This is a genomic window from Youngimonas ophiurae (nom. illeg.) (genome assembly GCF_049803795.1).
In the GTDB taxonomy this organism is placed as follows: Bacteria; Pseudomonadota; Alphaproteobacteria; order Rhodobacterales; family Rhodobacteraceae; genus Thalassobius.
Genome location: NZ_JBNAGJ010000003.1, coordinates 82,874 through 106,043, shown reverse-complemented (window position 1 = coordinate 106,043; position 23,170 = coordinate 82,874). Strand labels below are relative to the sequence as shown.

Below are 23,170 nucleotides of genomic sequence, written 5' to 3'. Positions count from 1 at the left end.
TTTGGAGAATTATCATGGCTGGAGCAATTCCTGATCTTCACGCCGAGGTCCGTACGGGGACAGGCAAGGGCGCCGCTCGTCAGGCACGTCGGGACGGCAAAGTACCGGGTATCGTATTTGGTGGCGACGCAGAGCCGCTGCCCATCAACATCCCGTTCAACGAACTGTTCAAGCGTCTGAAAGCCGGTCGTTTCAAATCGACCCTGTTCAACATGAAAGTTGACGGCCAGGAAGACGTGCGCGTGATCTGCCGCGATGTGCAGCGCGACGTTGTCAAAGACCTGCCGACCCACGTGGATTTCATGCGCCTGCGTCGTACCTCGCGCATCAACCTGTTCATCCACGTTGAATTCGCAAACCAGGAAACCTGCCCCGGCATCAAAAAGGGCGGCGTGCTGACCATCGTGCGCCCCGAGGTGGAGCTGGAAGTGCTGGCCGGCGAGATCCCCGATCACATCACCGTGGACCTGTCGAACGCCGAGGTTGGCGACGTGCTGCACATCAGCGACGTGACCCTGCCCGAAGGCGCCAAGCCCACCATCGACCGTGACTTCGTGATCGCGAACATCTCGGCCCCGTCGGGTCTGCGTTCGGAAGAAAACGAAGCCGAAGACGGCGAAGAGGCTGCGGCAGAGGAATAATCTGCCCCCCACCGGGGAACAGTTTCAGGCGCGGCCCTATCGCGGGTCGCGCCTTTTGCATTTCGATCAGAGCGTTTCGTGCAGCACGGTCTGAAACCCTTCGAATTCCGGCGGGCCCATCAACAGATCCTTGGTGCCGCGATTGCCCGCATTTTTATGCGCGGCGCGGAATTCCTCGGACCGGGTCCAGGCCTGGAAATCCTCTTCGGTTTTCCACAGGGTATGCGAGGAATAGAGCCGATACCCGTCCTTTTCCGGCCCTTTCAGGACGCGGAATTCGACGAAACCGGGCAGTTTTTTCAGATGGCTTTCACGCTCGCGCCAGATGGTTTCGAATTGCTCTTCTCCGCCCGGCACGACGCGGAAACGGTTCATGGCGATATAGGACATTTTCGCTCCTCAGCTGTTCAACATCAAGGCTGGCGAGGGCGCAAAACTCCGGGCTGGCGCGCGCACTAGATTGAATTTAGCGCCCAAGGTCAATAACCTGCCAGCGCGCAAACAAGGGTAATCGACATGCAGCTTTGGGTGGGTCTGGGCAATCCGGGCACGAAATACGCGGGCAACCGGCACAACATCGGCTTTATGGCGCTGGACCGGGTGGCGGCGGATCATGGGTTTGCGCCCTGGCGATCAAAGTTCCAGGGACAGATCACCGAGGGCCGTCTGGGCCGCGAAAAAGTGCTGTTGCTGAAGCCCGAAACCTTCATGAACCTCTCGGGGCAATCCGTGGGCGAGGCCATGCGCTTCTACAAGCTGACGCCGGACGATGTGACGGTTTTCCACGATGAACTGGACCTGGCCCCCGGAAAAACCCGCCTGAAACAAGGGGGGGGACATGCCGGGCATAACGGGCTGCGCTCGATCCATCAGCATATCGGGGCCGATTACGCGCGGGTGCGGCTGGGCATCGGGCATCCGGGGCATAAAGACCGTGTTTCCGGCTATGTGCTGGCCGATTTCGCCAAGGCCGAACAGGGCTGGCTGGACGATCTGATGCGCGGGATTTCAGACGGCGCGCCCGATCTGGCCGCCGGAGAAGGCCCCAAATTCCTGAACGCCATCGCCCTGCGCGTGGCACCTGCGCGCGCGTCCAAATCCGGGGGCAAACCCCAGCCCGCAGCGCAGGCCAAACCGGCCCAGCCCACCCCCGAAGACGCCCGCAGCCCGATGGAGAAACTGCTGGATAAATTCCGCTGAACCCCAGGAAAGCCGATGGAAAAACTCTCTTCAGTCAATGTTCTGGGCGGCGCGCTGACGCCCTGCTCGCACGATCCTCTGACCGGGTTTTTCCGTGACGGGCATTGCAACACCTGCGCCGAAGATACCGGCAGCCACACCGTCTGCGCCATCATGACGGCCGAATTTCTGGCCTATTCCAAGTATGTTGGCAACGATCTATCTACGCCCCGCCCGGAATTCGGGTTTGCCGGGCTGAAACCGGGGGATCAGTGGTGCCTGTGCGCAGCGCGTTTCCTCCAAGCCCATGACGAAGGCTGCGCGCCACAGGTCAATCTGGCCGCCACGCATGTTTCCGCGCTTCAGATCGTCCGGCTGGACATTCTACAGCAGCACGCGGCCCCCTGACAGAGCCGCAGATCGGCCGCAGCGCGTCAGGCCGTGCTGGCAGCGGCCGGGGGAATATCGCCCAGCATCAGATCCTCGATGAACAGGCTCAGCAATTGCGACCGGCTGCCGACGCCGGCCTTGCGGTAGATCGCATTCGACTGCGCCTTGACCGTGCCCTCCGAAGTGTTGCGCATGTCTGCGATTTCATGCGTGCTAAGCCCTTTGAGCGCAAAGAGCGCGACATCCCGCTCGGCCGGGGTCAGCCGCCAATCCGAGAACCTCTCGTCCAGCAGTTCCATGAAAGCCCCCGAGGCCAGCCGTAATTTCGCCTCGGCCCGATGGGATCGCAGCAAGGCCCGGCGCAACGCCACCCAGCCCATCGCACCGCCCAGCGTCAGCCCGATCGCAGCGCCGATTTCAGCGGTTTCACGATGCCGAAATGGCAGGAAATCCTCGATCCCAAGCTGGTGCTTCAGCACACCGGCCACAAAGAAAAAGGTACAAAAGACCTGCACGGCCATGATGGCCATCAGAATGGCTTTTTTCTGTGAAAGGGTCACCGGGACCTCCGCGTTTCCTGATCCTTGAGGTAGATACGGCACCCGGATTTGGCAAGCTGCGCGGCAGATTTTTCTGCGCCTGCATTGCAAAGAACAGGGGCGGCCGAAGCCGCCCCCATCGGGGGTTATTGCCCCAAGATATCATCCGTCCCCAGCGTGGTATTGCACAGCGGCGCGGCGTTTTCCGGGTGGTCCGTCAGCGCATCGGCCCCTGCCACAACGGCGGGCGCGGCCTGCACGTGATCATAGCACGCGGTCAGGTTCGTCTTGGTGACGTGATCGGTGGCAACCTGGCCATTCCAGCCCCCATCGGCCTGATAAGACCCGCCCACGGGGGCGGCAATGGCAGTGGTGGCAACCAGAGTAGCGGCGACGGCGGTCAGCAGTTTTTTCATGGTCATTCTCCTATGTGTAAGACCGTTTTCAAATCTCGTTGCGGTGGGTCCGCGTTCGATGAGGCTTACAAAAGGATTGTCGCGCTGCTTTTCTATGCGACTTGGGTTTAAATCTGCGGGTATAACCCTCTGATCCATCTGCATAAACTTTGGTTTAGAGACATATTGGGATGCCGCAAAAGAAAACCCCGCCCAAAGGGGCGGGGGAATGCGTTTCACAATGCAGGGCCGGATCAGCCGCCGGTCTGGATGTCCACGCCCAGGTGTTTGGCGACGGTAAAGATGTCCTTATCGCCGCGGCCACACATGTTCATGACCAGGATATGATCCTTGGGCAGTGTGGGGGCGATCTTCATCACATGGGCCAGCGCGTGGCAGGGTTCCAGCGCGGGGATGATGCCCTCGGAGGTACAAGAGAACTGGAACGCCTCCAGCGCTTCTTTGTCGGTGACATAGACGTATTCGGCGCGGCCAATGTCATGCAGCCAGCTGTGTTCGGGCCCGATACCGGGATAATCCAGACCGGCGGAAATCGAGTGCCCCTCAAGGATCTGCCCGTCGTCATCCTGCAACAGATAGGTGCGATTGCCGTGCAGCACGCCCGGCCGCCCCCCCGTCAACGAGGCGCAATGCTCCATCTTTTCGTTCACGCCTTTGCCGCCGGCCTCGACGCCGATGATCTTGACCTGATCGTCATTCAGGAAATCATAGAACAGCCCGATCGCGTTCGAGCCCCCGCCGATGGCCGCAATCACCGTGTCGGGCAGACGGCCTTCGCCTTCCTGTTCGGCCAGTTGCCAGCGGACTTCCTTGCCGATGATCGACTGGAAATCACGCACCATCGCCGGATAAGGCGCGGGGCCAGCCGCGGTGCCGATGCAATAAAACGTGTCACGCACGTTGGTCACCCAGTCGCGCAGCGCGTCGTTCATTGCGTCCTTCAGCGTGCCGCGGCCGCTGGTGACGGGCACGACCTCGGCGCCCAGCAGGCGCATCCGGAACACGTTGGGCGCCTGACGTTCCACATCATGCGCACCCATATAGACCACGCATTGCAGGCCGAACTTGGCGCAGACGGTGGCGGTGGCCACGCCGTGTTGCCCCGCCCCGGTTTCCGCGATGATCCGGTTTTTGCCCATACGCTTGGCCAACAGGATCTGCCCCAGCACGTTGTTGATTTTGTGCGCGCCGGTGTGGTTCAGTTCGTCCCGTTTCAGATAGATTTTCGCCCCGCCCAGCCGTTCTGTCATGCCTTCGGCGAAATATAGCGGCGACGGGCGGCCCACATAGTGTTTCCACAGATCGTCCATCTGCGCCCAGAAGGTGGGGTCGGTCTTGGCCTTTTCGTATTCGGCCTCCAGCGACAGGATCAGCGGCATCAGGGTTTCCGAGACGAAACGCCCGCCGAACTGTCCAAAGCGTCCCTTTTCGTCGGGTGCGTTCATGAAGCTGTTGAAAAGATCGTCGGCCATGGGGCTCCCCTTCGATCAGGTATTATTAAGACATGTCGTGCATAAGGGGCCGCATCCGGCAATTCAATGCGTTTTGCCGCAAATGGCCCCGCAGCTGGCGCAGAATATAGCGCCCTGCCCTGCCTAGGCCAGAGCCGCGCGGACAAAGGCCCGGATCAGGCCCGCGTCCTTCTGTCCGGGGGCGTTTTCCACCCCCGAGGATACGTCCACCTGCCGCGCGCCCGTCATCTGCACGGCCAATCCCACGTTTTCAGGGGTCAGCCCTCCGGCCAGCATCCACGGGCAGGGCCAGTATTTGCGATTGACCAGCCGCCAGTCAAAAGACAGCCCATTGCCACCGGGCAGATCGGCACCCTTGGGGGCCTTGGCGTCGATCAACAGCTGATCGGCCACGCTGGCATAGGTCTCGATCTGGGCCAGGTCCGTGTCCTCGGCGATGCCGATGGCCTTCATCACGGGCAAACCGTAGCGGGCACGGATTTCCAAGACACGCTGAGGCGTTTCCCCCCCATGCAACTGCAACATATCCAGCGGCACCTGTTCCAAAATCGCATCCAGCTGAGCGTTATCGGCATCCACAACCAGAGCCACCTTGGCCAGGCCCACGGGGGCCTCCAGCGCCAGGGCGCGGGCTTGGGCGACCCCCACATTTCGGGGCGATTTGGGAAAGAACACAAAGCCCGCGTAGGCCGCGCCTGCCTGCGCGGCGGCCAGCACATGTTCAGGCTGCGTCAGCCCGCAGATTTTGACTTTGACATCCGCCGGCATGGGCTCAGGATTTCTGCTCCAGCAGCGCCAGAACCTCGTCCTGCTGGCCGCTTTCGACGGCCTTGCGCTGCTCGCGCTTCAGTTTGCGCTCCAGATCGTGCACCTCGCGTTCCTTGCGGGCGGCGGTGGCGCGGTGTTTGTGTTCGCGCAGCCATTCCCAGACGAAACCGATCAGCAATCCGGCCACAATCCCGCCGAAAATGACGACAAACAGCGGCAGCTTCAGCGTCCAGTTGACCGCCAGCAATTCAGCCAGAGGTTCAGGCAGCAGGGTCAGCGTCACCGCACCCCGATTGGCCAGAGCGACAGTGATCAGAACCACGCCCAGCGAGGCAAGGAAGGCATAGCGAATATAGCGCATGTGTTCGGTACTTTACTTTCCGTTCAGACGGTCGCGCAGCAGCTTGCCGGTCTTGAAGAAGGGAACGTGTTTTTCCTCGACTTCCACCGATTCCCCGGTGCGCGGGTTCCGGCCCACCCTAGCATCCCGCTGCTTTACGGAAAACGCACCGAAGCCGCGCAATTCGACGCGGTCGCCACGCGACATGGCCGCAGTAATTTCTTCGAAAATAGTATTCACGATTTTTTCAGCATCGCGCATCGTCAGCTGATTTTCCGAGGACCGGTCCTGGTTCTCTTCGAAAATCTTTTGAATGAGTTCCGATCGGATCATCGGTGACCTCCCCCGGGTGTTAAATCTGTGGCCCTATTTATGGATAGGACTATAAGAAGAAAGCAAGCACAGGTGAACCATTAGGTTCCGTGAAACGCGAAAATCAGCCACCTAACCCCTAGTCAAACCTGCAAAAAATAGCATCTGCACGCAAAGACGCCCGAATTTTGCGGCTGCGAAGGCGCTGTTGCGTTGCAGCGTTAACCCAATTGATTCGGAACGCGAAACCCCGCGGCATTGCTGCCGCGGGGCTGATTTTTTCGGCACTGCCGAAGGGGACTTAGTTGTCGCCCTTCAGAGCTGCGCCCAGGATGTCGCCCAGCGACGCACCCGAGTCGGACGAACCGTACTGTTCCACGGCCTCTTTCTCTTCGGCGATTTCGCGCGCTTTGATCGACAGACCCAGACGGCGGGTTTTGCTGTCCACGTTGGTGACGCGCACGTCAACCTTGTCACCGACCGAGAAGCGCTCGGGGCGCTGTTCGGCGCGGTCACGCGACAGATCCGAGCGGCGGATGAAGGATTTCATGCCTTCGTATTCCACCTCGATGCCGCCGTCTTCGATGGCGGTCACTTCGACGGTGATGATCGAGCCACGCTTCACGCCGCCCACGGCTTCGGCGAACTTGTCACCGCCCAGGGCTTTGATCGACAGGCTGATACGCTCTTTCTCGACGTCCACTTCCGAAACCACGGCCTGGACGACATCGCCCTTGCGGTAGTTCTGGATGGCATCCTCGCCGCGCTCGTCCCAGGACAGATCCGACAGGTGCACCATGCCGTCGATCTCGCCGGGCAGGCCGATGAACAGACCGAATTCGGTGATGTTCTTGACTTCGCCCTCGACCTGAGTGCCCTCGGGGTGGGTCTCGTCGAAGACTTCCCAGGGGTTGCGCATGGTCTGTTTCAGGCCCAGCGAAACGCGACGCTTGGCGCCGTCGATTTCCAGAACCATGACATCGACTTCCTGGCTGGTCGAAACGATTTTGCCGGGGTGGACGTTTTTCTTGGTCCAGGACATTTCCGAAACGTGGACCAGGCCTTCGACGCCCGGCTCCAGTTCGACGAATGCGCCGTAGTCGGTGATGTTGGTCACGCGGCCCTTGTGGACCGAGGCCAGCGGGTACTTGGCAGCCACCAGATCCCACGGATCTTCTTGCAGTTGCTTCATGCCCAGGCTGATGCGGTGGGTTTCCTTGTTGATCTTGATGACCTGCACTTTGACAGTTTCACCGATCGACAGGATTTCCGACGGGTGGTTCACGCGGCGCCAGGCCATGTCGGTGACGTGCAGCAGGCCGTCAACGCCGCCCAGGTCAACGAAGGCACCGTATTCGGTGATGTTCTTGACCACGCCCTCGACGGTGTCGCCCTCGGCCAGCTTGCCGATAACCTCGGCGCGCTGTTCGGCACGCGATTCTTCCAGGATGGCGCGACGCGAGACAACGATGTTGCCGCGGCGGCGGTCCATTTTCAGGATTTGGAACGGCTGTTTCAGACCCATCAGCGGGCCGGCATCGCGCACGGGGCGCACGTCCACTTGGCTGCCGGGCAGGAAGGCAACAGCGCCGCCCAGATCCACGGTAAAGCCGCCTTTGACGCGGTTGAAGATGGCGCCATCGACGCGCTCTTCGTTGGCGTAGGCTTTCTCCAGACGATCCCATGCCTCTTCACGGCGGGCCATTTCACGCGAAATGACGGCTTCGCCGCGGGCGTTTTCTGCGGCGCGCAGGAAGACTTCGACTTCGTCGCCAACAGCAATTTCAGGGGCTTCGCCGGGGTTTGCGAATTCTTTCAGATCAACGCGGCCTTCCATTTTATAGCCGACGTCGATGATGGCCTGGCCCGCTTCGATTGCGATGACCTTGCCTTTGACAACCGAACCCTCGTTCGGGGTGTCCATTTCGAAGCTTTCATTCAGGAGGGCTTCGAATTCCTCCATGGTTGCGTTAGCCATGTGGCGTTTCATTCCTTTACAAAACGATTTTTCGGGCCGAGCGGTTGTCTCCGCCGGTCTTGGTTTGGTCAGGGCGTGACGCAAAACAAAGAGGGCCGGTTGGTTCCGACCCTGCTCGATCTCTTTTATTCTGCGGCGTTGCTCGCCTTGTCGACGGGGGGCGTATAGCCGCTACGCCCTTTGTTGGCAAGGGTTAATGGCGCGCGATGCCCTTAACAATAAGCCTCGGGGCCGATGTTCTGATCCGGGCTATAGCGATCCCCGTGGGCCCAGCCTATGGGCAGGATTTCCGCGATTTGGGCCAGCTGATCGGCGCTTAGCTTCAGATTGGCACCTGTGACCAGCTCGGCGAAATGCCCCGTGGCGCGGGTGCCGGGGATGGCGATGATATGATCGCCCTGCGCCAGCACCCAAGAGATGGCCAGCGCCGCAGCGGGCACGCCCAGCTGGGCCGCATAGGCGCGGAACGGATCGGTGGCCGCGATATTGGCCTGATAGTTGGGCTGTATAAAGCGCGGGTTCACCTTCAAGAAGGCCAGATCGGGCACGCGCGACAGCGGAATCGGATCATCCGTCAGGAACGAGCGGCCCACAGGCGAGAAGGCCATCAGCGCCGTCCCCAGCTGCGCGCAGGTCTGCACCAGCCCCATTTCGGGCAGACGCGTGGACAGAGAATATTCCGATTGCACCGCATCCACATGGGTTTCCGTGACCGCCCGGCGCAGCGACGCGGGCGCGATTTCCGAAAACCCGATGCCGCGAATTTTGCCCTTTTCCCTGAGCCGCGCCATATGGCCCGCGACCTCTTCGATGGGAATATCCGCCTGGCGGCGATGGACATAAAACAGATCCACACAGTCCAGCCCCAGACGTTTGAGGCTGCCATCCAGCTCGCTCTCCAGATGGTCCAGCGTGTTTTTGAACACCCGCCGCCCCTCGGCGTCGCTGGAGATACCCGCCTTTGTCGCGATGTGGAACTGATCGCGCGCGCCGGGGTTGGCCTTCAGATAGGCGCCGATGGCCGTTTCAGACCGGCCCATCCCATAAACATTCGAGGTATCAATATGCGTCACCCCAGCCGCGCGGGCGGCGTCCAGAATGGCAAAGGAGTTTTCCTCGGTGGTGGCGCCATAGAAATCTGAGAAGGACATCGCCCCGATCCCCAGAGCCGAGATTTCAGGGCCGTTCTTGCCCAGTTTGCGCAGCTTCATCAGGCACCTCTTTTCATATCAATGGCAGCGATGGCAGCGGCAATGGCCGCCTCGATCGACAGGTCCGACGTGTCCACCAACACCGCATCCCCGGCCGGTTTCAAGGGGGCCTCGGCCCGGTTCATGTCGCGCTCGTCCCGCGCGATCACGTCGGCCAGCACGGTGTCATAGTCCGTTTCCAGCCCCTTGCCGGTCAGCTCTTCATAGCGGCGTTTGGCGCGCACCTCGGGGCTGGCGGTGACGAACAGCTTGGCCGCGGCATTCGGGCAGATCACCGTGCCGATGTCGCGCCCATCCAGAACCGCGCCCCCCGCCCGGCGGGCAAAGGCGCGTTGGAAATCCACCAGGGCCGCGCGCACCTCCGCAATCACCGCCACTTTGGACGCCGCCTGAGCCACATCCGGAGTGCGCAGGCTGTCATCCTCCAGATCCTCGGCGGTCAGGGTCTGCGCGGCCTCCAGCGCATCCATCCCGGCCAGAGTCCTGGCCCCCACCGCGCGATACAGCAGCCCCGTATCCAGATGAGCAAAGCCGTAATGCGCGGCCACCGCCTTGGAAATCGTGCCTTTTCCGGCCGCGGCGGGCCCATCAATGGCAATCGCGAAAGACATGAGAGAGCACCTCGCTGGACCAGCCCCGTTCGTGATACGGCAGCGGGTCGGTCAATTCGTATTCATCCCCTTTGTAGGCGCAGAAAATGTGGTTTTCCAGCCGGGTCTGGCCGGTCTTGCCTACTGTGCCCAAAGCGGCGCAGATCCGCCCGCCGCCTTTCTGCCGGAACGAGTGAAATCCGCAGCCCCCCCCCCGCACGGCATGGTCTAGCCGCGCGTGATGCGGGCCCCCAGATCGGCCATCAGACCTTCGAAAATCGGAAAGGACGTGGCGATCGGGCCGCCGTCATCCACGCTGACAGGGGTTTCGCTGGCCATGCCCATCACCAGAAAAGACATCGCGATCCGGTGGTCCAGATGGCTGGCGCAGGTGGCCCCGCCGGGCACGTTGCCATGGCCTCGCCCCTTGACGATCCACCAGTCGGGGCCGTCTTCGACCTGAACCCCGTTCAGACGCAGCCCCGAGGCCATCGCCTCGATCCGGTCGGATTCCTTGACCCGCAGTTCCTTGACGCCGCGCATCACCGTGTCGCCCTGCGCAAAGGCCGCAACCACGGACAGAACGGGGTATTCGTCGATCATGCTGGCGGCGCGTTCGGGTGGCACGTCGATGCCCTTCAGATCGGGCGAGAAACGCGCGCGCAGGTCGGCCACGGGTTCGCCCCCTTCTTCGCGCATGTTTTCAAAGGTCAGGTCCGCGCCCATCTCCTGCAAAGTGTAGAACAGCCCCGCGCGGGTGGGATTCAGGCCGATATTGGGTACCAGAACGTCCGAGCCGGGCGTGATGATCGCCGCACAGACCGGAAAAGCCGCACTGGACGGATCGCGCGGGACCACGATGGTTTGCGGGGCCAGCTCGGGGCGGCCGGTCAGGGTGATCACCCGGCCCTCGTCCGTGACCTCGGTGGTGATCTGCGCGCCGAAACCGGCCAGCATCCGTTCGGTGTGGTCGCGGGTGGCCTCTTTCTCGATCACCACGGTTTCGCCCGGCGCGTTCAGCCCGGCCAGCAGCACCGCCGATTTCACCTGGGCCGAGGGCACAGGCACCACATAGCGCACCGGCACCGGGTTTTCCGCGCCCACGATGGTCATCGGCAAGCGCCCCCCCGAGCGGCCCACGGACTGTGCGCCAAACAGGGCAATCGGATCGGTGACGCGCGCCATGGGGCGTTTGTTCAGGCTGGCGTCCCCGGTGAATGTGGCCGTGATCGGCGAGGTCGCCATGCAGCCCATGATCAGCCGCACGCCGGTGCCCGAATTGCCGCAATCAATCACGTTGTCCGGCTCGGCAAAGCCGCCCACACCCACGCCGTGAATATGCCAGGTGCCGTCCTGATCGCGCGTCACCTCTGCGCCGAAGGCCCGCATGGCCTTGGCGGTGTCCAGCACGTCCTCGCCCTCTAGCAGGCCGGTGATCCGGGTTTCGCCAACCGCCATCGCCCCCAGAATAATCGCGCGATGCGAGATCGACTTGTCCCCCGGCACATCGGCCTGCCCCAACAGCGGGCCGCATTTCGAAGAGGTCATCGGGATCGGGGTGCCATGGCCGGACATGCGGGTCTCCTTGCAGGTGTTCGCACGCGTCATACCCCAAGGGCGCGCGCCGGTCCATGTCTGGAGTCCATGTCTGGGTTGCCCGACATCTACGGCAGAGGGGGCTCGGTGCTCTCGCCAAGCCAGACTTTGGGGTTTTCCTCGGCAATCTGCCGGAAAATCTCTTCGCCCAGGGCATTGCGCAGCCGAAAGCACACCGCCCGCTCTGACAGTTTTTCCTGCCGCGTCATATAGAAATCCGAGCCGAACAGCACCCGCCGACGCAACCGTTCGCTGGCCAGATCATCGCCGGTCAGGAACATGCGCAGGAAGGGGATGTAATCCTCGAAATGAAACAGGGTATAGGAAATATCCGTCCACAGCCCCGGAAAGTCGCCCGAGCCGATCATTTTGCGAATCTGCACCTGCCAATTGGTGGCGCGGTCGTAATCCGGGCCGGCCTGAATATAGGATTTCCAATCGTGCTGACCGCCGAAATGCGCCAGACAGATGCGCAGCTGCGGGAACTGGCGCATCACGGGAATATAGGTGGCCGGATCGGTGTAGCGGTCGGCCCAGTAGGGCTCTAGCGTGCGGCCCTGCACCCCGCCGCGCGAACAATGCGTCATCAGCGGCAGCCCCTCGGCCTGCATTTTGGGATAGACCCGCTGCATCAGCACCGGATCATCGGGCGCAAAGCCCAGCCGGGGATAGATTTTCACGCCCTTGAAATGCAGATCGTCCAGGGCGCGGGTCAATTCCGTCGCCTGCGGGTCGGCGCGCGGGTCGATCGTGGCAAAGGGAATCACGTTGCGCGCCAGCTGCGGATCGCGCGCCATGGCCGCCAGCTCGTCATGCTGCGCGCGCAAGGGCACGGGGGGCGCGCCATATCCGATGGCGCTCAGGTCCATGGGCAGCACCACAAAACGCGTATTCGAGGGGTAATGCGGCAGCAGATTCTGCAAGATCGCGCGCTGATCGGCAGCGGCGGCCTCGTTCTGGAAATCATAGAGCCGCCGGACTTTCTCGGATAGCGGATGCTGCCCCAGCAAGGCCAGCCCGCCCGCAATGCCCCGCACCACCAGCGGCGCCTTTTTCAGCGGGCGCAGCCAGGCGAACGGATAGCTTACCGGCACATGCTGCGTGGTAAAGGTGTGAATATGACAATTGGTAATCTGAATATCGGACACAAGAATCTCTCCGGGCAAAATACCCGCAAAGATAGCACAGATCAGCGCCGAACGAAGGTCAGATAATGCGGCGTGCGGCCCTCGCGCAGGGCCTTTTGTTCATAGCGGGTGGAAATCCAGTCGCCCCAGGGCTGTCGCCAATCGTCGGGGCGCTCGGCCAGCCAGTCAAAGCCCGCTTTGGGCACTTCTTCCAGGGTTTGACGCACGTAATCGGGAATATCCGTGGCCACGCGGAAGATCGCGCCGGGTTTGAGCACACGGTGCAGCGGCTTCAGATGTTCGGGAGTGACGAACCGGCGGCGGTGGTGGCGTTTTTTCGGCCAGGGATCGGGATACAGCAGAAACGCCCGGCTGATCGACTGTTCGGGCAGCACGTCAAACATATCCCGCGCATCGCCCGGATGGATGCGGATATTATCGCAGCCCGCATCGCGAATTTTGCCCAGCAGCATGGCCACGCCGTTGATATAGGGCTCGCAGCCGATGAACCCGACCTGCGGGTTCTGCTGGGCCTGATGGACCATGTGCTCCCCCCCGCCAAAGCCGACCTCAAGCCAGACATCACGCCCCTGAAACAACGCCTCAAGGTCCAGTTTGGTGCGTTCGGGGTTTTGCTCCCATGACACGGCACCGGGCGAGAGTTTTTGCAAATCCTCGTCCAGATAGCGCTGCTGGCTGTCGCGCAGGCCCTTGCCTTTGAAACGGCCATAGAAGTTGCGCCAGGGGGCGCCCGACGGGTGGGACTCGGGGTGTTTTTCGTCAGTCATGATGGCGCGGTGTAGCCTGAGCAGCCGGGCGGATCAATGGCCCCTTTGGGCAATCGGCCCTTAGTAGTCCGACGGATCGCCCCCATAATAGCCATGCCCGTCCGCCCCGCCGCCATGCACGGTGTTGCGCGATTTGGCGATGGCCAGCGCCTCGGCGCGGGACAGGAACCCGACCAGTTCATCAACCGAGGGGTTCTGCGTGTCGATCAGCCCCTGAGCCTGCCGCAGGATGTCTTGTTTCTCGCTGCCGGGGACATCCAGCAATCCGCGATCCCACACCCCCCAGCGCGGCCCGCCCAGCCAAACGGCGGCGAACATCAGCTTGGCCTTGCGTTCAGGGGTGCCGCCCACGCGCAACGCATCATAGAACATGCGATGCACCTGCGGCCAGGGGCGCGAATGATACCTGGCCCCGCCCTCATTGCCGATCCCGCAATAGGCATCGTGAATGGCCGCAGCCTGCGCGAACTGATCCGAGGTCGGGTTGCCGACAATCCCAACGAACAGCGGCGGGATCGAGGCACCATCGGTCAGCGTCCCCTGCGGGGCCTGCCAGACATCGGCTTTCCCATCCACAAAATCCAGCGCATCCGCCATGGGATAGAACAGCGCCCGCCGGGTGGCCAGTTTCACCGGATCCTGGGTCAGCTTTACCGGGCCGTTAACGAATTGGCAGCGCGCGCTGCCCTGACCGGAACAAACCGGCCCCGCGCCCTCTTCGGTGGCAACAGGGCCCAGCCCCGCCGGATCGCAAGCCGCCAGCAAGAGCAACGAGAAACAACAAGAAATAATGCGCAACATATGATCACCTGAACGCAAATGGATAAGAAAATTCCGCACCAAGCTAGTGCGGAATTCCCCATAGGTTCAAGCGTGAATTTGCCCCAGGCGGGCAGGAACCGAGCGGCTTAGAGCGCGGCGCGCAGGGCCTCGGTCAGGTCTGTGCGCTCCCAGCTGAAACCGCCATCGGCTTCGGGGGGGCGGCCGAAATGGCCATAGGCGGCGGTGCGCGCATAGATCGGGCGGCACAGGTCCAGATGGGTGCGGATGCCCAGCGGAGTCAGATCCATGCACTGGCTGACAATCCGTTCGATCTGTGCATCGGGCACCTCGCCCGTGCCAAAGGTATCGGCATAGATCGACAGCGGCTTGGCCACACCGATCGCATAGGACACCTGAATCAGGCAGCGTTTGGCCAGACCCGCGGCCACCACGTTCTTCGCCAGATAGCGCGCGGCATAAGCGGCCGAGCGGTCCACCTTGGTCGGGTCTTTGCCCGAGAACGCGCCGCCCCCATGCGGGGCCGCACCGCCATAGGTGTCCACGATGATCTTGCGCCCGGTCAGGCCCGCATCGCCATCGGGGCCGCCAATGACGAACGTGCCGGTCGGGTTCACCCACCATTCGGTATCGGCCGTCAGCCAGCCTTCGGGCAGAACCTCGCGGATATAGGGCTCGACGATGGCGCGGATGTCATCGCTGGTCTGGCTTTCGTGCATATGCTGCGTGGACAGCACAACCGAGCTGATCCCCACCGGCTTACCATCTTCATAGCGCACCGAAAGCTGCGATTTGGCATCCGGGCCCAGGGTGGGCTCGGCGCCCGATTTGCGCGCCTCGGCCAGACGGCGCAGGATCGCATGGGCATATTGCACCGGAGCGGGCATCAATTCGGGTGTTTCATCGGTGGCATAGCCGAACATGATCCCCTGATCGCCCGCGCCGTCCTTATCGACGCCCTGGCTGATATGGGCCGATTGCGGATGCAGGAAATTGCCCACTTTCAGCGTGGACCAGTGGAATTTATCCTGCTCATAGCCGATGTCCTTGACGCAATCGCGCACGATCCCGTCAATGCGATTCATATATTCGGCCAGGCGGGTTTTGTCTGACAGGCCGACCTCGCCGCCGACGATCACCTGATTGGTGGTGGCAAAGGTTTCACAGGCGACGCGCGCGCTGGGTTCTTCGGCCAGAAAGGCGTCCAGCACCGCATCCGAGATCCGGTCGCACACCTTGTCGGGGTGCCCCTCCGAGACGGATTCGGAGGTGAAAATGTAGTTCTGTCGTGACATGAAGAGTGCTCCAGTAAGTCTGCCCGCCACGTCAGGAAGCCGTTGTGACGGGGAATAACCAGTGGTTACGCCCCCAGGCGGGCGGGGTCAACGGGTTTCGCGGCGCAACTTCCCGTGATTGAGCAGCGCCGCCGACAAAACAACCAAAAGTAAGATCGCCCCGATCCCCCAATCCGTCAGGCGCGCATAGAGCGTCGGGCCGTTCCCCGGCGGCAAGACAGCATCCACCCAGCCCGCCTGCCCCAGCCCGATCTGCGCGGTGATCTGCCCTTGGGCGTCAATCATCGCGGACACGCCGGTATTGGCCACCCGCACCATGGGCAGGCCCTGCTCGATCGCGCGCAGCCGCGCCTGCGCCAGATGCTGATACGGCCCCGAGAACATCCCGAACCAGGCGTCATTTGTCAGCTGCATCAGGAAATCGGGCCGCGCGCCGGGGGCGGCGGCATCAGCGGGAAACACCGCCTCATAACAAATCAACGGCAAGGCCCGGCCCAGGGGCCCCAGCTCCATCACTACCGGGCCTGGCCCCGCGGCAAAGCCATTGCCATCGGCCGCCGCCAGCCCGTGCAGCCCCCATCCGGACAGCAGGCTGCCCAGCGGGATATATTCGCCAAAGGGCACAAGGTGGTGTTTGTCATAGACCTGCGCAAGCTGCCCCGCCCCGTCCAGCAGAACGGCCGAATTATACAGGCTCAGCCCCTCATAGCGCTGAATACCCAGCACGACAGGGCTGCCTGCGGCGGCCTCGGCGATGGTCTGAAAAACGCGCGCGCCATCCTCCAGCAGCACAGGAACGGCGGTTTCGGGCCAAAGGATCAGATCGGGACGGCGCGCAGCGGGGGCGGCGGTAAAGGCCACCTGCCGCTGAAAAAAGATCGGATAATAGGCCGGATCCCATTTCTGATGCTGCGGTGCGTTGGGCTGAACCAGTCGCAGAACCGGGCGGTTTTCCAGCGGCGCGGAGGCGTTCAGACGCCCCTGCCCCCACATCCAGCAGCCCGCCAGCGCCGCAATAATCACGCCCCCCACGGCCCAATCGCGCCGCCACAGCGCGCGCAGCCCGACCGCGCCGATCAGGATCAGAACGCTGAGCCCATGCGCCCCAACACCCCAGGCCATCTGCGCCAGGGGTGTGTCCACCAGCGAATGCCCGATCAGCGCCCAGGGAAAGCCGGTGAAAAGATAGGCGCGCAGCAGCTCGGCCAGGGTCAGCGTTCCGATCAGCATCGCCGGCCCGCCCAACCGGCGCGCCAGCCCAAACCCCAAAGCCCAGAACATCGCCAGCCCTGCGGCCATAAAACCCAGAGCAAAAGGCGCCATCCAGCCATGCCGCCAGGGATCCACGAAAAACGGCTGCACGATCCAGACCATCGACAGCAGAAAATAGCCGCAGCCGATCAGCCAGCCCAGACGCGCGGCCCGCTGCCAGGTCTGTATCCGCTCCAGCAGCGCCAGCGCCAGCGCCAGCGCGATCACCGTCAGGGGCCACAGATCAAAGGGCGCCTGCCCCAATGCGGCCACCGCGCCCAGGCCAATCGGCAAGAGCCACTCTTGCGCCCGGACCGCGCGCATGGATCAGCCCGCAGCCCTGTCGGGCAGACGCACCCGCAAACGCTTGATCCGGCGGGGATCGGCATCCACCACGGTGAATTCCGGCCCCGAGGGATGCTTGACCACCTCGCCGCGTGCGGGCACCCGGCCCGACAGCATGAAGACCAACCCGCCCAGAGTGTCGATTTCCTCTTCGTCCACCTCCTCGGCGTCGGTCAGGGACTGGCCGATCTCGGCCTCGAACTCATCCAGCGGGGATTTGGCCTGCGCCAGATACTGGCCTTCGGATTCCTTGATCCAGAAATCGGCCTCTTCCGTGTCGTGCTCGTCTTCGATTTCGCCGATGATCTGTTCGATCAGATCCTCGATCGTGACCAGCCCGTCCACGCCGCCGTATTCGTCAATGACCAGCGCCATATGCCGCCGTTCCGTCTGCATTTTCTGCAACAACACCCCGATAGGCATCGAGGGCGGCACGTAAAGCAGTGGCCGCAGCATCTGATCGGCGGCGAAGGGGCCCTGGCCATTGCCGTTGAACCCGTATCTGAGCGCGAAATCCTTTAGGTGCAGCATCCCGATGGGCGTGTCCAGCGTCCCGGTATAGACCGGCAGACGGCTTAGCCCGGTTTCGCGGAACAGCGTCACCAGATCGTCCTTGGTGATCGTGTCGGGAACCGAGACAATATCCGCCTTGGGGATGGCCACGTCCTCGACGCGTTTGCCGCGCAGGGACAGAATATCCAAAAGAGGCTGGGCCGCATCGGATGCAGAAACCCGAGGCGCGCCATCGGGCGGGGCCTCGCCGACATCCGAGGGGCTGAGCGCCCCGATCACGCGGCGGAAGAAACCAGTTTTCGGCTGGCTATGAAGTTGGTCGTCTGACTGCGCGCTCTGCGCTGCCGTAGAGGACCCGTCGGTGCTGTCGCCCATTTTACCTTTCCAATGATGCGGCTCAGTAAATCTGCACTGACCGCTTAGTGTTGTGAATATGGGTCAGGAATACCCATTTTGCCAAGTATTTCAGTCTCGATCCCTTCCATCAACGTGGCATCCTTGTCACGGATGTGATCATAGCCCAGCAAATGCAGGGTCGCGTGGGCGATCAGATGGGTCAGGTGATGGTCCAGCGGTTTGGCCGCCTGCGTGGCCTCGTGCACGCAGGTTTCCCAGGCGATGGCGATGTCGCCCAGTTCCTCGGGGAGGCCAGGCAGGCCGGGGGCGGGCAGATCGGGCACGGCGCCATCGGTTTCGGCCCCGCGTTCCTGGGACGGCCAGGACAGCACATTCGTGGGCTGGGGCTTGTCGCGAAAATCGGCGTTCAGCGTGGCAATATGCGCGTCATCGCAGGCCAGAATGGCGATTTCGAAGTCATCGGGGGCAAGGCCGAGGTGGCGCAGAGTGGCCTGCGCCGCCGTTTCAGCCAGGGCGGGCAGGTTGGCCGCGCTCCAGCGGTCGTCCTCTATGATTGTGTCTGTCAGCATATGTCACCGCAGCGTGGGGGCCAGCCCCCACACCCCCGGAGTATTGTCCGAGCAAAGAAAGGGTCAGGCTTCGTCGGCCTCATACGCTTCGATGATGGCGGCGACAAGGGGGTGGCGGACCACGTCCTTGGCGGTGAAGTAGTTGAAGCTGATATTGGGGATGTTGCCGAGCAGGCGTTCGGCGTCATGCAGGCCCGAAGAGACGCCGCGCGGCAGGTCCACCTGGCTGCGGTCTCCGGTGATCACCATGCGCGAGCCTTCGCCCAGGCGGGTGAGGAACATTTTCATCTGCATTGAAGTGGCGTTCTGCGCCTCGTCCAGAACCACGAAGGCATTGGAGAGGGTGCGCCCGCGCATGAAGGCCAGGGGGGCGATTTCGATGCGTTTTTCCTCGATCAGTTTGGCGACTTGCTTGCCGGGGAGGAAATCGTTCAGCGCGTCATAGAGCGGCTGCATGTAGGGATCGACCTTATCCTTCATGTCGCCGGGCAGGTAGCCGAGTTTTTCGCCAGCCTCGACCGCGGGGCGGGACAGGATGATGCGATCCACATCGCCATTGAGGAACATCGACACGCCGACAGCGACGGCCAGATAGGTTTTGCCGGTGCCGGCGGGGCCGATGCCGAAGGCCAGTTCATGTGCAAAGAGGCTTTGGACATAGGCTTTTTGCGCGTCGGTGCGCGGTTCGACCAGTTTTTTACGGGTTTTGATTTCGACCTTCCCACCGCGGAACATTTCCAACTGATCGCCGTCGCGGGTGCCGGTGCCGGCGTCCGAGCCGCCCATGCGAATCTCGCGGTCGATGTCGCCGTGTTCGACCTCGCGGCCGGATTCGAGCCGTTCGTAGAGCGATTGCAGCACGTCCTGGGCCTCTTTCACGGCGGCCTCTTCGCCATGGACGATCAGCTGATTGCCGCGCCGGATGATCTGTACGCCCAATTGCTGTTCGATCTTGGCAAGGTTGCGGTCATATTCGCCGCACAGATCAATCAACAAGCGATTGTCGGGGAATTCCAGTTCCGCTTGCATTAGCATGGACGGGTCTTCGGGCGGGGTCAGAATGCTGGTAGGCAATCAGGTCTCCTGCGTAAGTGGTGTACAGATATGGTGGCACCATCCATAGAGTCGCGCAAGCTGTGGTGTGCGATTGTCACGAAATCGGCATGAAAAAGGCCGCCAGGGCATTCCTGACGGCCTGTTTGCAAGGCAAAATCGCCCCAAACTCAGAGCGGATCGGAAATCGGCGAGCCCTTTTTGAACGGGCCCGTGGCCACGCCCGGAGGTGCCGCGCCCGAGCAGACGGGCTTGCCGTATTTGTCCAGGCGGGCGGACAGGTAGCCTTCGACTCCGTCGTCGATGATCCAGTGGTCACAGCCGTTGGGATCCACCCAGATACCGGCTTTCAGCTGACTGAGGTGTTTTTTGTCGGTGCCGCGGTCGCGGGTCTTATCCGAGCCCACGGTACCGTGGCCGCCATATTCACAGCCAGCCAAAACGCCAACCATGGCCAGGGCAGTAGCGATCTTGATCAGTTTCATCTTATCGGTCTCCCTGTGGCGGTCACTTGACGCAAATGATTTCAACGCGGCGGTTCTGCTGCATATTCGCCGCCGAGGTGTTGGGCACTTTCGGCATCCGCTCGCCATAGCCGCGCACATCAATGATGTTGGCCCCAACCCCCGAGGCAACCCGCGCAACCGAATTCGCCCGGTTATAGCTAAGCCGCATGTTATATTCATCCGAGGCCCGGCTGTCGGTGTGACCGGCGATGATATACGCGCGGGCATTGGACTGGCCGAAGAATTGCTTCAGCTTGGCGCGGCCCGATGCGCTGATGCGATAGCTGTCCGTTGCGAACAGTTGATCCGAGTTCATAACCCCGCAGACATTGACGGGATGGCAGACCGGCACGCCCTGACGGTTGGTGTGGGGGCTCATATAGCCCTCGGCCCCGTCATCCATCACCCAGTGTTCGCATCCGTCCGGGTCAATCCAGATGGTGGGAACATAGCGTTCCCCGTTTACGGTACGGCTCTGTGCCTGCGCCATTGGCGCGGAGGCCAACGCCAGCCCCGAAACCAATGCACCCGCAACAGCCGCACGAAGCGCGTTTGAAAACATTTTCGCCACAGCCCCTGTCATTTACCTATTCCCCCTAAGGAACCCGAATACCCTTTGACCAAACGGCACGGAAAACCGGCTCCGACAACATAAGAATACCAGTAGTTTAGCAGAGAAGTTCGCTATGTGAAGTTTATTTCACCAGATATTGTGGGTATTCCCCCAACAATACACATGAAGACACGGGTATTGTGCACAGCCTCGGCCAAATTCATGTTTCTTAAACGGTTTTTCCCAGGGCAGGCGCGGCTCAGATCAATTCCCCGGCCAAAGAGTTGGGCCCGCTTTCGACGATTCTGACGCGTCCGATGTCGCCGCGCTGCACCGGGGCACCGGCCACATGGACCGCGTGCAGATATTCGGATTTGCCCACCATCTGCCCCTCTAGACGGCCCGGTTTTTCGAACAGAACCTGCACCTCGCGGCCGACCATACTGTCCTGCACGGCGCGCTGCTGATCGGTGATCAGCGCCTGCAAGCGTTTCAGCCGGTCGCTGGCCTCGGCCTCGTCCACCTGGGCGCGTTCGGCGGCCGGCGTGCCCGGACGGGTCGAGTATTTGAAGCTGAAGGCCTGGCCGTAATTCACCTGCCGGATCAGTTCCATCGTGTCCTGGAAATCGGCCTCGGTTTCCTCGGGGAAGCCGACGATGAAATCGCCCGACATCAGAATATCGGGGCGCGCTTCGCGGATACGCTCGATCAGTTTCAGATAGCTTTCGGCGGTGTGGCTGCGGTTCATCCGTTTGAGGATCTTATCACTGCCCGATTGCACCGGCAGATGCAGATAGGGCATCAGTTTTTCGCATTCCCCATGCGCCGCGATCAGATCGTCCGTCATGTCATTGGGGTGGCTGGTGGTAAAGCGGATGCGCTCTAGCCCGTCGATGTCATTGAGCGCCCAGATCAGTTTCGCCAGGGACCAGTCGCCATCCGGCCCCGCGCCGTGATAGGCATTCACGTTCTGACCCAGCATGGTGATCTCGCGCACGCCGCGCTCGACCAGATCGCGCGCTTCGGTCAGGATGCGGTCAACGGGTCGGCTGACCTCGGCGCCGCGGGTATAGGGCACCACGCAGAAGGCGCAGAATTTATCGCAGCCTTCCTGAACGGTTAAAAACGCGGTCGGGCCGCGCTGCGCCTTGGGGCGGCCTTTGAGCTTCTCGAACTTGTCTTCCTCGGGGAAATCCGTGTCCAGCGCCTTTTCACCGGCATCGACCTTGGCCTCCATTGCGGGCAGCCGGTGATAGCTCTGCGGCCCCACCACCAGATCCACCATCGGCTGACGCAGCATGATTTCCTCGCCCTCGGCCTGGGCCACACAGCCGGCCACACCGATTTTCAGATCGGGCTTGGCCGTTTTCAGAGGCTTGAAACGCCCCAGTTCCGAATACACTTTCTCAGCCGCTTTTTCGCGGATGTGGCAAGTGTTCAGCAGGATCATATCCGCATCTTCGGGCGTTTTGGTTTCCACATAGCCCTGCCCGCCCATGACCTCGGCCATGCGTTCGCTGTCATAGACGTTCATCTGACAGCCATAGGTCTTGATATAGAGTTTCTTGACGTCGCTCATTGGCCGGATTCCTGTGCACGCTTTTTCAAGGGCTGGGCTATACCACACTCAGCACGCCTTGCAATGCGGGGGGTTTTGGCGGATTCTGCATTTCAAACGAGACAGGCAGAAAAATGACAACCTATTCGGGGCTAGAAGAATTTGTAAAACAGGGCAAGGCGGCGCTGGCCAAGGGGCCCGTCGCCCTGATTTTCTGCGAGGATGAGGTCGAGATCGATTCCACTCTGCGCCACCATCTGGATTGCGGATTTGACGCCGTGGTGTGTTTCATGCCCGACAGTTTCCAGATGGCCGAGGACGTGGCCGAACGTGTGCACCGGGTGGCTTATGACACGCTAAGCGCGGACGATCTGACCCGCGCCATCAACCGGGTCATCGCGGCGGCGCCGGGGGTCTGGATCTATTACTGTTTCAACTCGGAATACCTGTTTTTTCCCTTCTGCGAGCACCGCAGCATCGGGGAAATGCTGACCTTTCACACCGAGGAACGCCGCGATGCGATGCTGACCTATGTGATTGATCTGTATGCCCCGGATCTGTGGCAATATCCCAATGCCGTGTCACTGGAAAACGCCTATCTGGACAAAACCGGCTATTACGCATTGGCCCGCCGCGACGCACAGACAGGCCACCCCAAGGAACGCCAGCTGGATTTCTATGGCGGTCTGCGCTGGCGGTTCGAAGAGCATATCCCTCAGGCGCGGCGCAAGATCGACCGGATCGGGCTGTTCAAGGCCAAACCCGAACTGACCCTGCGCGCGGATCACACGTTCAATGACGACGAATACAACACCTATTCCTGCGAATGGCACCATAGTCTGACGGCGGCGATCTGTTCGTTCCGCACAGCCAAGGCGCTGAAACGCAACCCCGGATCGACCTTCGATATCGAGAGCTATCGGTGGCACAACTCGGTCCCGTTCGAGTGGCATTCCGGGCAATTGCTGGATCTGGGCCTGATGGAGCCCGGTCAGTGGTTCTGATCCGTGTTCCCGAGGGATGCTGAAGGGATTAGAGGACGG

27 protein-coding genes and 1 riboswitch are annotated in these 23,170 nt (G+C 61.8%); of the genes, 4 read left to right on the top strand and 23 right to left on the bottom strand.

All coding sequences use genetic code 11. The features are described from left to right. Positions 1-14 precede the first annotated feature (14 nt). Entirely contained in the window at positions 15-641 is a 627-nt protein-coding gene (locus tag ACP15O_RS08280; RefSeq protein ID WP_425095600.1) for a 50S ribosomal protein L25/general stress protein Ctc, read from the top strand. 66 nt (positions 642-707) lie between these two features. Here the strand turns inward: ACP15O_RS08280 and hmuQ are convergent, their stop codons facing one another. Further along, positions 708-1,031, bottom strand: a complete 324-nt coding sequence (gene hmuQ / locus ACP15O_RS08275; RefSeq protein ID WP_425095599.1) for a heme-degrading protein HmuQ — start codon at positions 1,029-1,031, stop codon at positions 708-710. Positions 1,032-1,157: 126 nt separating this feature from the next. Here hmuQ and pth point away from each other — a divergent pair, with 126 nt between their 5' ends. Both pth and ACP15O_RS08265 read left to right on the top strand, forming a co-directional pair. Next, positions 1,158-1,841, top strand: a complete 684-nt coding sequence (gene pth, locus ACP15O_RS08270; RefSeq protein ID WP_425095598.1) for an aminoacyl-tRNA hydrolase — start codon at positions 1,158-1,160, stop codon at positions 1,839-1,841. 15 nt (positions 1,842-1,856) lie between these two features. Beyond that, positions 1,857-2,228, top strand: coding sequence for a DUF2237 family protein (locus ACP15O_RS08265; RefSeq protein ID WP_425095596.1), 372 nt, complete (start codon positions 1,857-1,859; stop codon positions 2,226-2,228). 26 nt (positions 2,229-2,254) lie between these two features. On the opposite strand, the gene ACP15O_RS08260 is transcribed toward ACP15O_RS08265, so the two are convergent. From ACP15O_RS08260 to miaB, 22 genes are all read right to left on the bottom strand, one after another. Further along, positions 2,255-2,770 (bottom strand): helix-turn-helix transcriptional regulator, encoded by a 516-nt coding sequence (locus ACP15O_RS08260; RefSeq protein WP_425095595.1) that lies wholly within the window; start codon positions 2,768-2,770, stop codon positions 2,255-2,257. Positions 2,771-2,895: 125 nt separating this feature from the next. Next, positions 2,896-3,165, bottom strand: coding sequence for a hypothetical protein (locus ACP15O_RS08255; protein ID WP_425095594.1), 270 nt, complete (start codon positions 3,163-3,165; stop codon positions 2,896-2,898). 233 nt (positions 3,166-3,398) lie between these two features. Next, on the bottom strand, positions 3,399-4,637 hold the full coding sequence (gene trpB / locus ACP15O_RS08250) for a tryptophan synthase subunit beta (RefSeq protein WP_425095593.1): 1,239 nt from the start codon (positions 4,635-4,637) through the stop codon (positions 3,399-3,401). 123 nt (positions 4,638-4,760) lie between these two features. Further along, complete coding sequence (locus tag ACP15O_RS08245) at positions 4,761-5,405, bottom strand: phosphoribosylanthranilate isomerase (protein ID WP_425095592.1); 645 nt, start codon at positions 5,403-5,405, stop codon at positions 4,761-4,763. A gap of 4 nt (positions 5,406-5,409) precedes the next feature. Next, the gene (locus tag ACP15O_RS08240) at positions 5,410-5,766 is read right to left on the bottom strand and encodes a lipopolysaccharide assembly protein LapA domain-containing protein (RefSeq protein WP_425095591.1); all 357 of its coding nucleotides are present in this window, start codon (positions 5,764-5,766) and stop codon (positions 5,410-5,412) included. Between the two features lie 12 nt (positions 5,767-5,778). After that, complete coding sequence (gene ihfB, locus ACP15O_RS08235) at positions 5,779-6,078, bottom strand: integration host factor subunit beta (RefSeq protein ID WP_425095590.1); 300 nt, start codon at positions 6,076-6,078, stop codon at positions 5,779-5,781. Positions 6,079-6,358: 280 nt separating this feature from the next. Then, positions 6,359-8,035 carry a 30S ribosomal protein S1 gene (gene rpsA, locus ACP15O_RS08230; RefSeq protein WP_425095589.1) on the bottom strand — a complete coding sequence of 559 codons (1,677 nt, stop codon included), beginning with the start codon at positions 8,033-8,035 and terminating at the stop codon, positions 6,359-6,361. Positions 8,036-8,247: 212 nt separating this feature from the next. Beyond that, complete coding sequence (locus tag ACP15O_RS08225) at positions 8,248-9,246, bottom strand: aldo/keto reductase (RefSeq protein ID WP_425095588.1); 999 nt, start codon at positions 9,244-9,246, stop codon at positions 8,248-8,250. Next, complete coding sequence (locus ACP15O_RS08220) at positions 9,246-9,857, bottom strand: (d)CMP kinase (protein ID WP_425095587.1); 612 nt, start codon at positions 9,855-9,857, stop codon at positions 9,246-9,248. Before ACP15O_RS08220 ends, ACP15O_RS08225 begins: the two co-directional genes overlap by 1 nt. Continuing rightward, positions 9,835-9,990 carry a hypothetical protein gene (locus ACP15O_RS08215; protein WP_425095586.1) on the bottom strand — a complete coding sequence of 52 codons (156 nt, stop codon included), beginning with the start codon at positions 9,988-9,990 and terminating at the stop codon, positions 9,835-9,837. The genes ACP15O_RS08220 and ACP15O_RS08215 overlap by 23 nt, the downstream gene beginning before the upstream one ends. 74 nt (positions 9,991-10,064) lie before the next feature. Next, positions 10,065-11,411 carry a 3-phosphoshikimate 1-carboxyvinyltransferase gene (gene aroA, locus ACP15O_RS08210; RefSeq protein WP_425095585.1) on the bottom strand — a complete coding sequence of 449 codons (1,347 nt, stop codon included), beginning with the start codon at positions 11,409-11,411 and terminating at the stop codon, positions 10,065-10,067. 89 nt (positions 11,412-11,500) lie between these two features. Continuing rightward, positions 11,501-12,580: an amidohydrolase family protein gene (locus tag ACP15O_RS08205; RefSeq protein WP_425095584.1), complete on the bottom strand. Its 1,080-nt coding sequence runs from the start codon at positions 12,578-12,580 to the stop codon at positions 11,501-11,503. Between the two features lie 41 nt (positions 12,581-12,621). After that, positions 12,622-13,347 (bottom strand): tRNA (guanosine(46)-N7)-methyltransferase TrmB, encoded by a 726-nt coding sequence (gene trmB / locus ACP15O_RS08200; protein WP_425095583.1) that lies wholly within the window; start codon positions 13,345-13,347, stop codon positions 12,622-12,624. 60 nt (positions 13,348-13,407) lie between these two features. Beyond that, positions 13,408-14,148 carry a DUF1353 domain-containing protein gene (locus tag ACP15O_RS08195; protein ID WP_425095582.1) on the bottom strand — a complete coding sequence of 247 codons (741 nt, stop codon included), beginning with the start codon at positions 14,146-14,148 and terminating at the stop codon, positions 13,408-13,410. A 107-nt stretch (positions 14,149-14,255) separates the two neighbouring features. Further along, a complete protein-coding gene (gene metK, locus ACP15O_RS08190; protein WP_425095581.1) occupies positions 14,256-15,422 on the bottom strand; it encodes a methionine adenosyltransferase in 1,167 nt (388 codons plus the stop codon). A 6-nt stretch (positions 15,423-15,428) separates the two neighbouring features. After that, a riboswitch (SAM-SAH riboswitch) is annotated at positions 15,429-15,476 on the bottom strand. A 33-nt stretch (positions 15,477-15,509) separates the two neighbouring features. Next, positions 15,510-16,997: an apolipoprotein N-acyltransferase gene (lnt, locus tag ACP15O_RS08185; RefSeq protein WP_425095580.1), complete on the bottom strand. Its 1,488-nt coding sequence runs from the start codon at positions 16,995-16,997 to the stop codon at positions 15,510-15,512. Between the two features lie 3 nt (positions 16,998-17,000). Beyond that, entirely contained in the window at positions 17,001-17,906 is a 906-nt protein-coding gene (locus tag ACP15O_RS08180; protein WP_425095579.1) for a hemolysin family protein, read from the bottom strand. A 44-nt stretch (positions 17,907-17,950) separates the two neighbouring features. Then, positions 17,951-18,457, bottom strand: a complete 507-nt coding sequence (gene ybeY / locus ACP15O_RS08175) for an rRNA maturation RNase YbeY (protein WP_425095578.1) — start codon at positions 18,455-18,457, stop codon at positions 17,951-17,953. Between the two features lie 63 nt (positions 18,458-18,520). Next, on the bottom strand, positions 18,521-19,492 hold the full coding sequence (locus ACP15O_RS08170; protein ID WP_425095914.1) for a PhoH family protein: 972 nt from the start codon (positions 19,490-19,492) through the stop codon (positions 18,521-18,523). A gap of 188 nt (positions 19,493-19,680) precedes the next feature. Then, positions 19,681-19,995, bottom strand: a complete 315-nt coding sequence (locus ACP15O_RS08165) for a hypothetical protein (protein WP_425095577.1) — start codon at positions 19,993-19,995, stop codon at positions 19,681-19,683. A 22-nt stretch (positions 19,996-20,017) separates the two neighbouring features. Continuing rightward, entirely contained in the window at positions 20,018-20,599 is a 582-nt protein-coding gene (locus ACP15O_RS08160) for an OmpA family protein (RefSeq protein ID WP_425095576.1), read from the bottom strand. Between the two features lie 229 nt (positions 20,600-20,828). Beyond that, positions 20,829-22,148, bottom strand: coding sequence for a tRNA (N6-isopentenyl adenosine(37)-C2)-methylthiotransferase MiaB (gene miaB / locus ACP15O_RS08155; RefSeq protein WP_425095575.1), 1,320 nt, complete (start codon positions 22,146-22,148; stop codon positions 20,829-20,831). A 113-nt stretch (positions 22,149-22,261) separates the two neighbouring features. On the opposite strand from miaB, the gene ACP15O_RS08150 reads away from it, so the two are divergent. Further along, positions 22,262-23,131, top strand: a complete 870-nt coding sequence (locus tag ACP15O_RS08150) for a hypothetical protein (protein WP_425095574.1) — start codon at positions 22,262-22,264, stop codon at positions 23,129-23,131. Positions 23,132-23,170 lie beyond the last annotated feature (39 nt).

Excerpts from the sequence above, each read along its gene's own strand:
- ACP15O_RS08280 (WP_425095600.1), top strand. The coding sequence starts at position 15 with ATGGCTGGAGCAATTCCTGATCTTCACGCCGAGGTCCGTACGGGGACA.
- hmuQ (WP_425095599.1), bottom strand. The coding sequence starts at position 1,031 with ATGTCCTATATCGCCATGAACCGTTTCCGCGTCGTGCCGGGCGGAGAA.
- pth (WP_425095598.1), top strand. The coding sequence starts at position 1,158 with ATGCAGCTTTGGGTGGGTCTGGGCAATCCGGGCACGAAATACGCGGGC.
- ACP15O_RS08265 (WP_425095596.1), top strand. The coding sequence starts at position 1,857 with ATGGAAAAACTCTCTTCAGTCAATGTTCTGGGCGGCGCGCTGACGCCC.
- ACP15O_RS08255 (WP_425095594.1), bottom strand. The coding sequence starts at position 3,165 with ATGAAAAAACTGCTGACCGCCGTCGCCGCTACTCTGGTTGCCACCACT.
- trpB (WP_425095593.1), bottom strand. The coding sequence starts at position 4,637 with ATGGCCGACGATCTTTTCAACAGCTTCATGAACGCACCCGACGAAAAG.
- ACP15O_RS08245 (WP_425095592.1), bottom strand. The coding sequence starts at position 5,405 with ATGCCGGCGGATGTCAAAGTCAAAATCTGCGGGCTGACGCAGCCTGAA.
- ACP15O_RS08240 (WP_425095591.1), bottom strand. The coding sequence starts at position 5,766 with ATGCGCTATATTCGCTATGCCTTCCTTGCCTCGCTGGGCGTGGTTCTG.
- ihfB (WP_425095590.1), bottom strand. The coding sequence starts at position 6,078 with ATGATCCGATCGGAACTCATTCAAAAGATTTTCGAAGAGAACCAGGAC.
- rpsA (WP_425095589.1), bottom strand. The coding sequence starts at position 8,035 with ATGGCTAACGCAACCATGGAGGAATTCGAAGCCCTCCTGAATGAAAGC.
- ACP15O_RS08225 (WP_425095588.1), bottom strand. The coding sequence starts at position 9,246 with ATGAAGCTGCGCAAACTGGGCAAGAACGGCCCTGAAATCTCGGCTCTG.
- ACP15O_RS08220 (WP_425095587.1), bottom strand. The coding sequence starts at position 9,857 with ATGTCTTTCGCGATTGCCATTGATGGGCCCGCCGCGGCCGGAAAAGGC.
- aroA (WP_425095585.1), bottom strand. The coding sequence starts at position 11,411 with ATGTCCGGCCATGGCACCCCGATCCCGATGACCTCTTCGAAATGCGGC.
- trmB (WP_425095583.1), bottom strand. The coding sequence starts at position 13,347 with ATGACTGACGAAAAACACCCCGAGTCCCACCCGTCGGGCGCCCCCTGG.
- ACP15O_RS08195 (WP_425095582.1), bottom strand. The coding sequence starts at position 14,148 with ATGTTGCGCATTATTTCTTGTTGTTTCTCGTTGCTCTTGCTGGCGGCT.
- metK (WP_425095581.1), bottom strand. The coding sequence starts at position 15,422 with ATGTCACGACAGAACTACATTTTCACCTCCGAATCCGTCTCGGAGGGG.
- lnt (WP_425095580.1), bottom strand. The coding sequence starts at position 16,997 with ATGCGCGCGGTCCGGGCGCAAGAGTGGCTCTTGCCGATTGGCCTGGGC.
- ACP15O_RS08180 (WP_425095579.1), bottom strand. The coding sequence starts at position 17,906 with ATGGGCGACAGCACCGACGGGTCCTCTACGGCAGCGCAGAGCGCGCAG.
- ybeY (WP_425095578.1), bottom strand. The coding sequence starts at position 18,457 with ATGCTGACAGACACAATCATAGAGGACGACCGCTGGAGCGCGGCCAAC.
- ACP15O_RS08170 (WP_425095914.1), bottom strand. The coding sequence starts at position 19,492 with ATGCTAATGCAAGCGGAACTGGAATTCCCCGACAATCGCTTGTTGATT.
- ACP15O_RS08165 (WP_425095577.1), bottom strand. The coding sequence starts at position 19,995 with ATGAAACTGATCAAGATCGCTACTGCCCTGGCCATGGTTGGCGTTTTG.
- ACP15O_RS08160 (WP_425095576.1), bottom strand. The coding sequence starts at position 20,599 with ATGACAGGGGCTGTGGCGAAAATGTTTTCAAACGCGCTTCGTGCGGCT.
- miaB (WP_425095575.1), bottom strand. The coding sequence starts at position 22,148 with ATGAGCGACGTCAAGAAACTCTATATCAAGACCTATGGCTGTCAGATG.
- ACP15O_RS08150 (WP_425095574.1), top strand. The coding sequence starts at position 22,262 with ATGACAACCTATTCGGGGCTAGAAGAATTTGTAAAACAGGGCAAGGCG.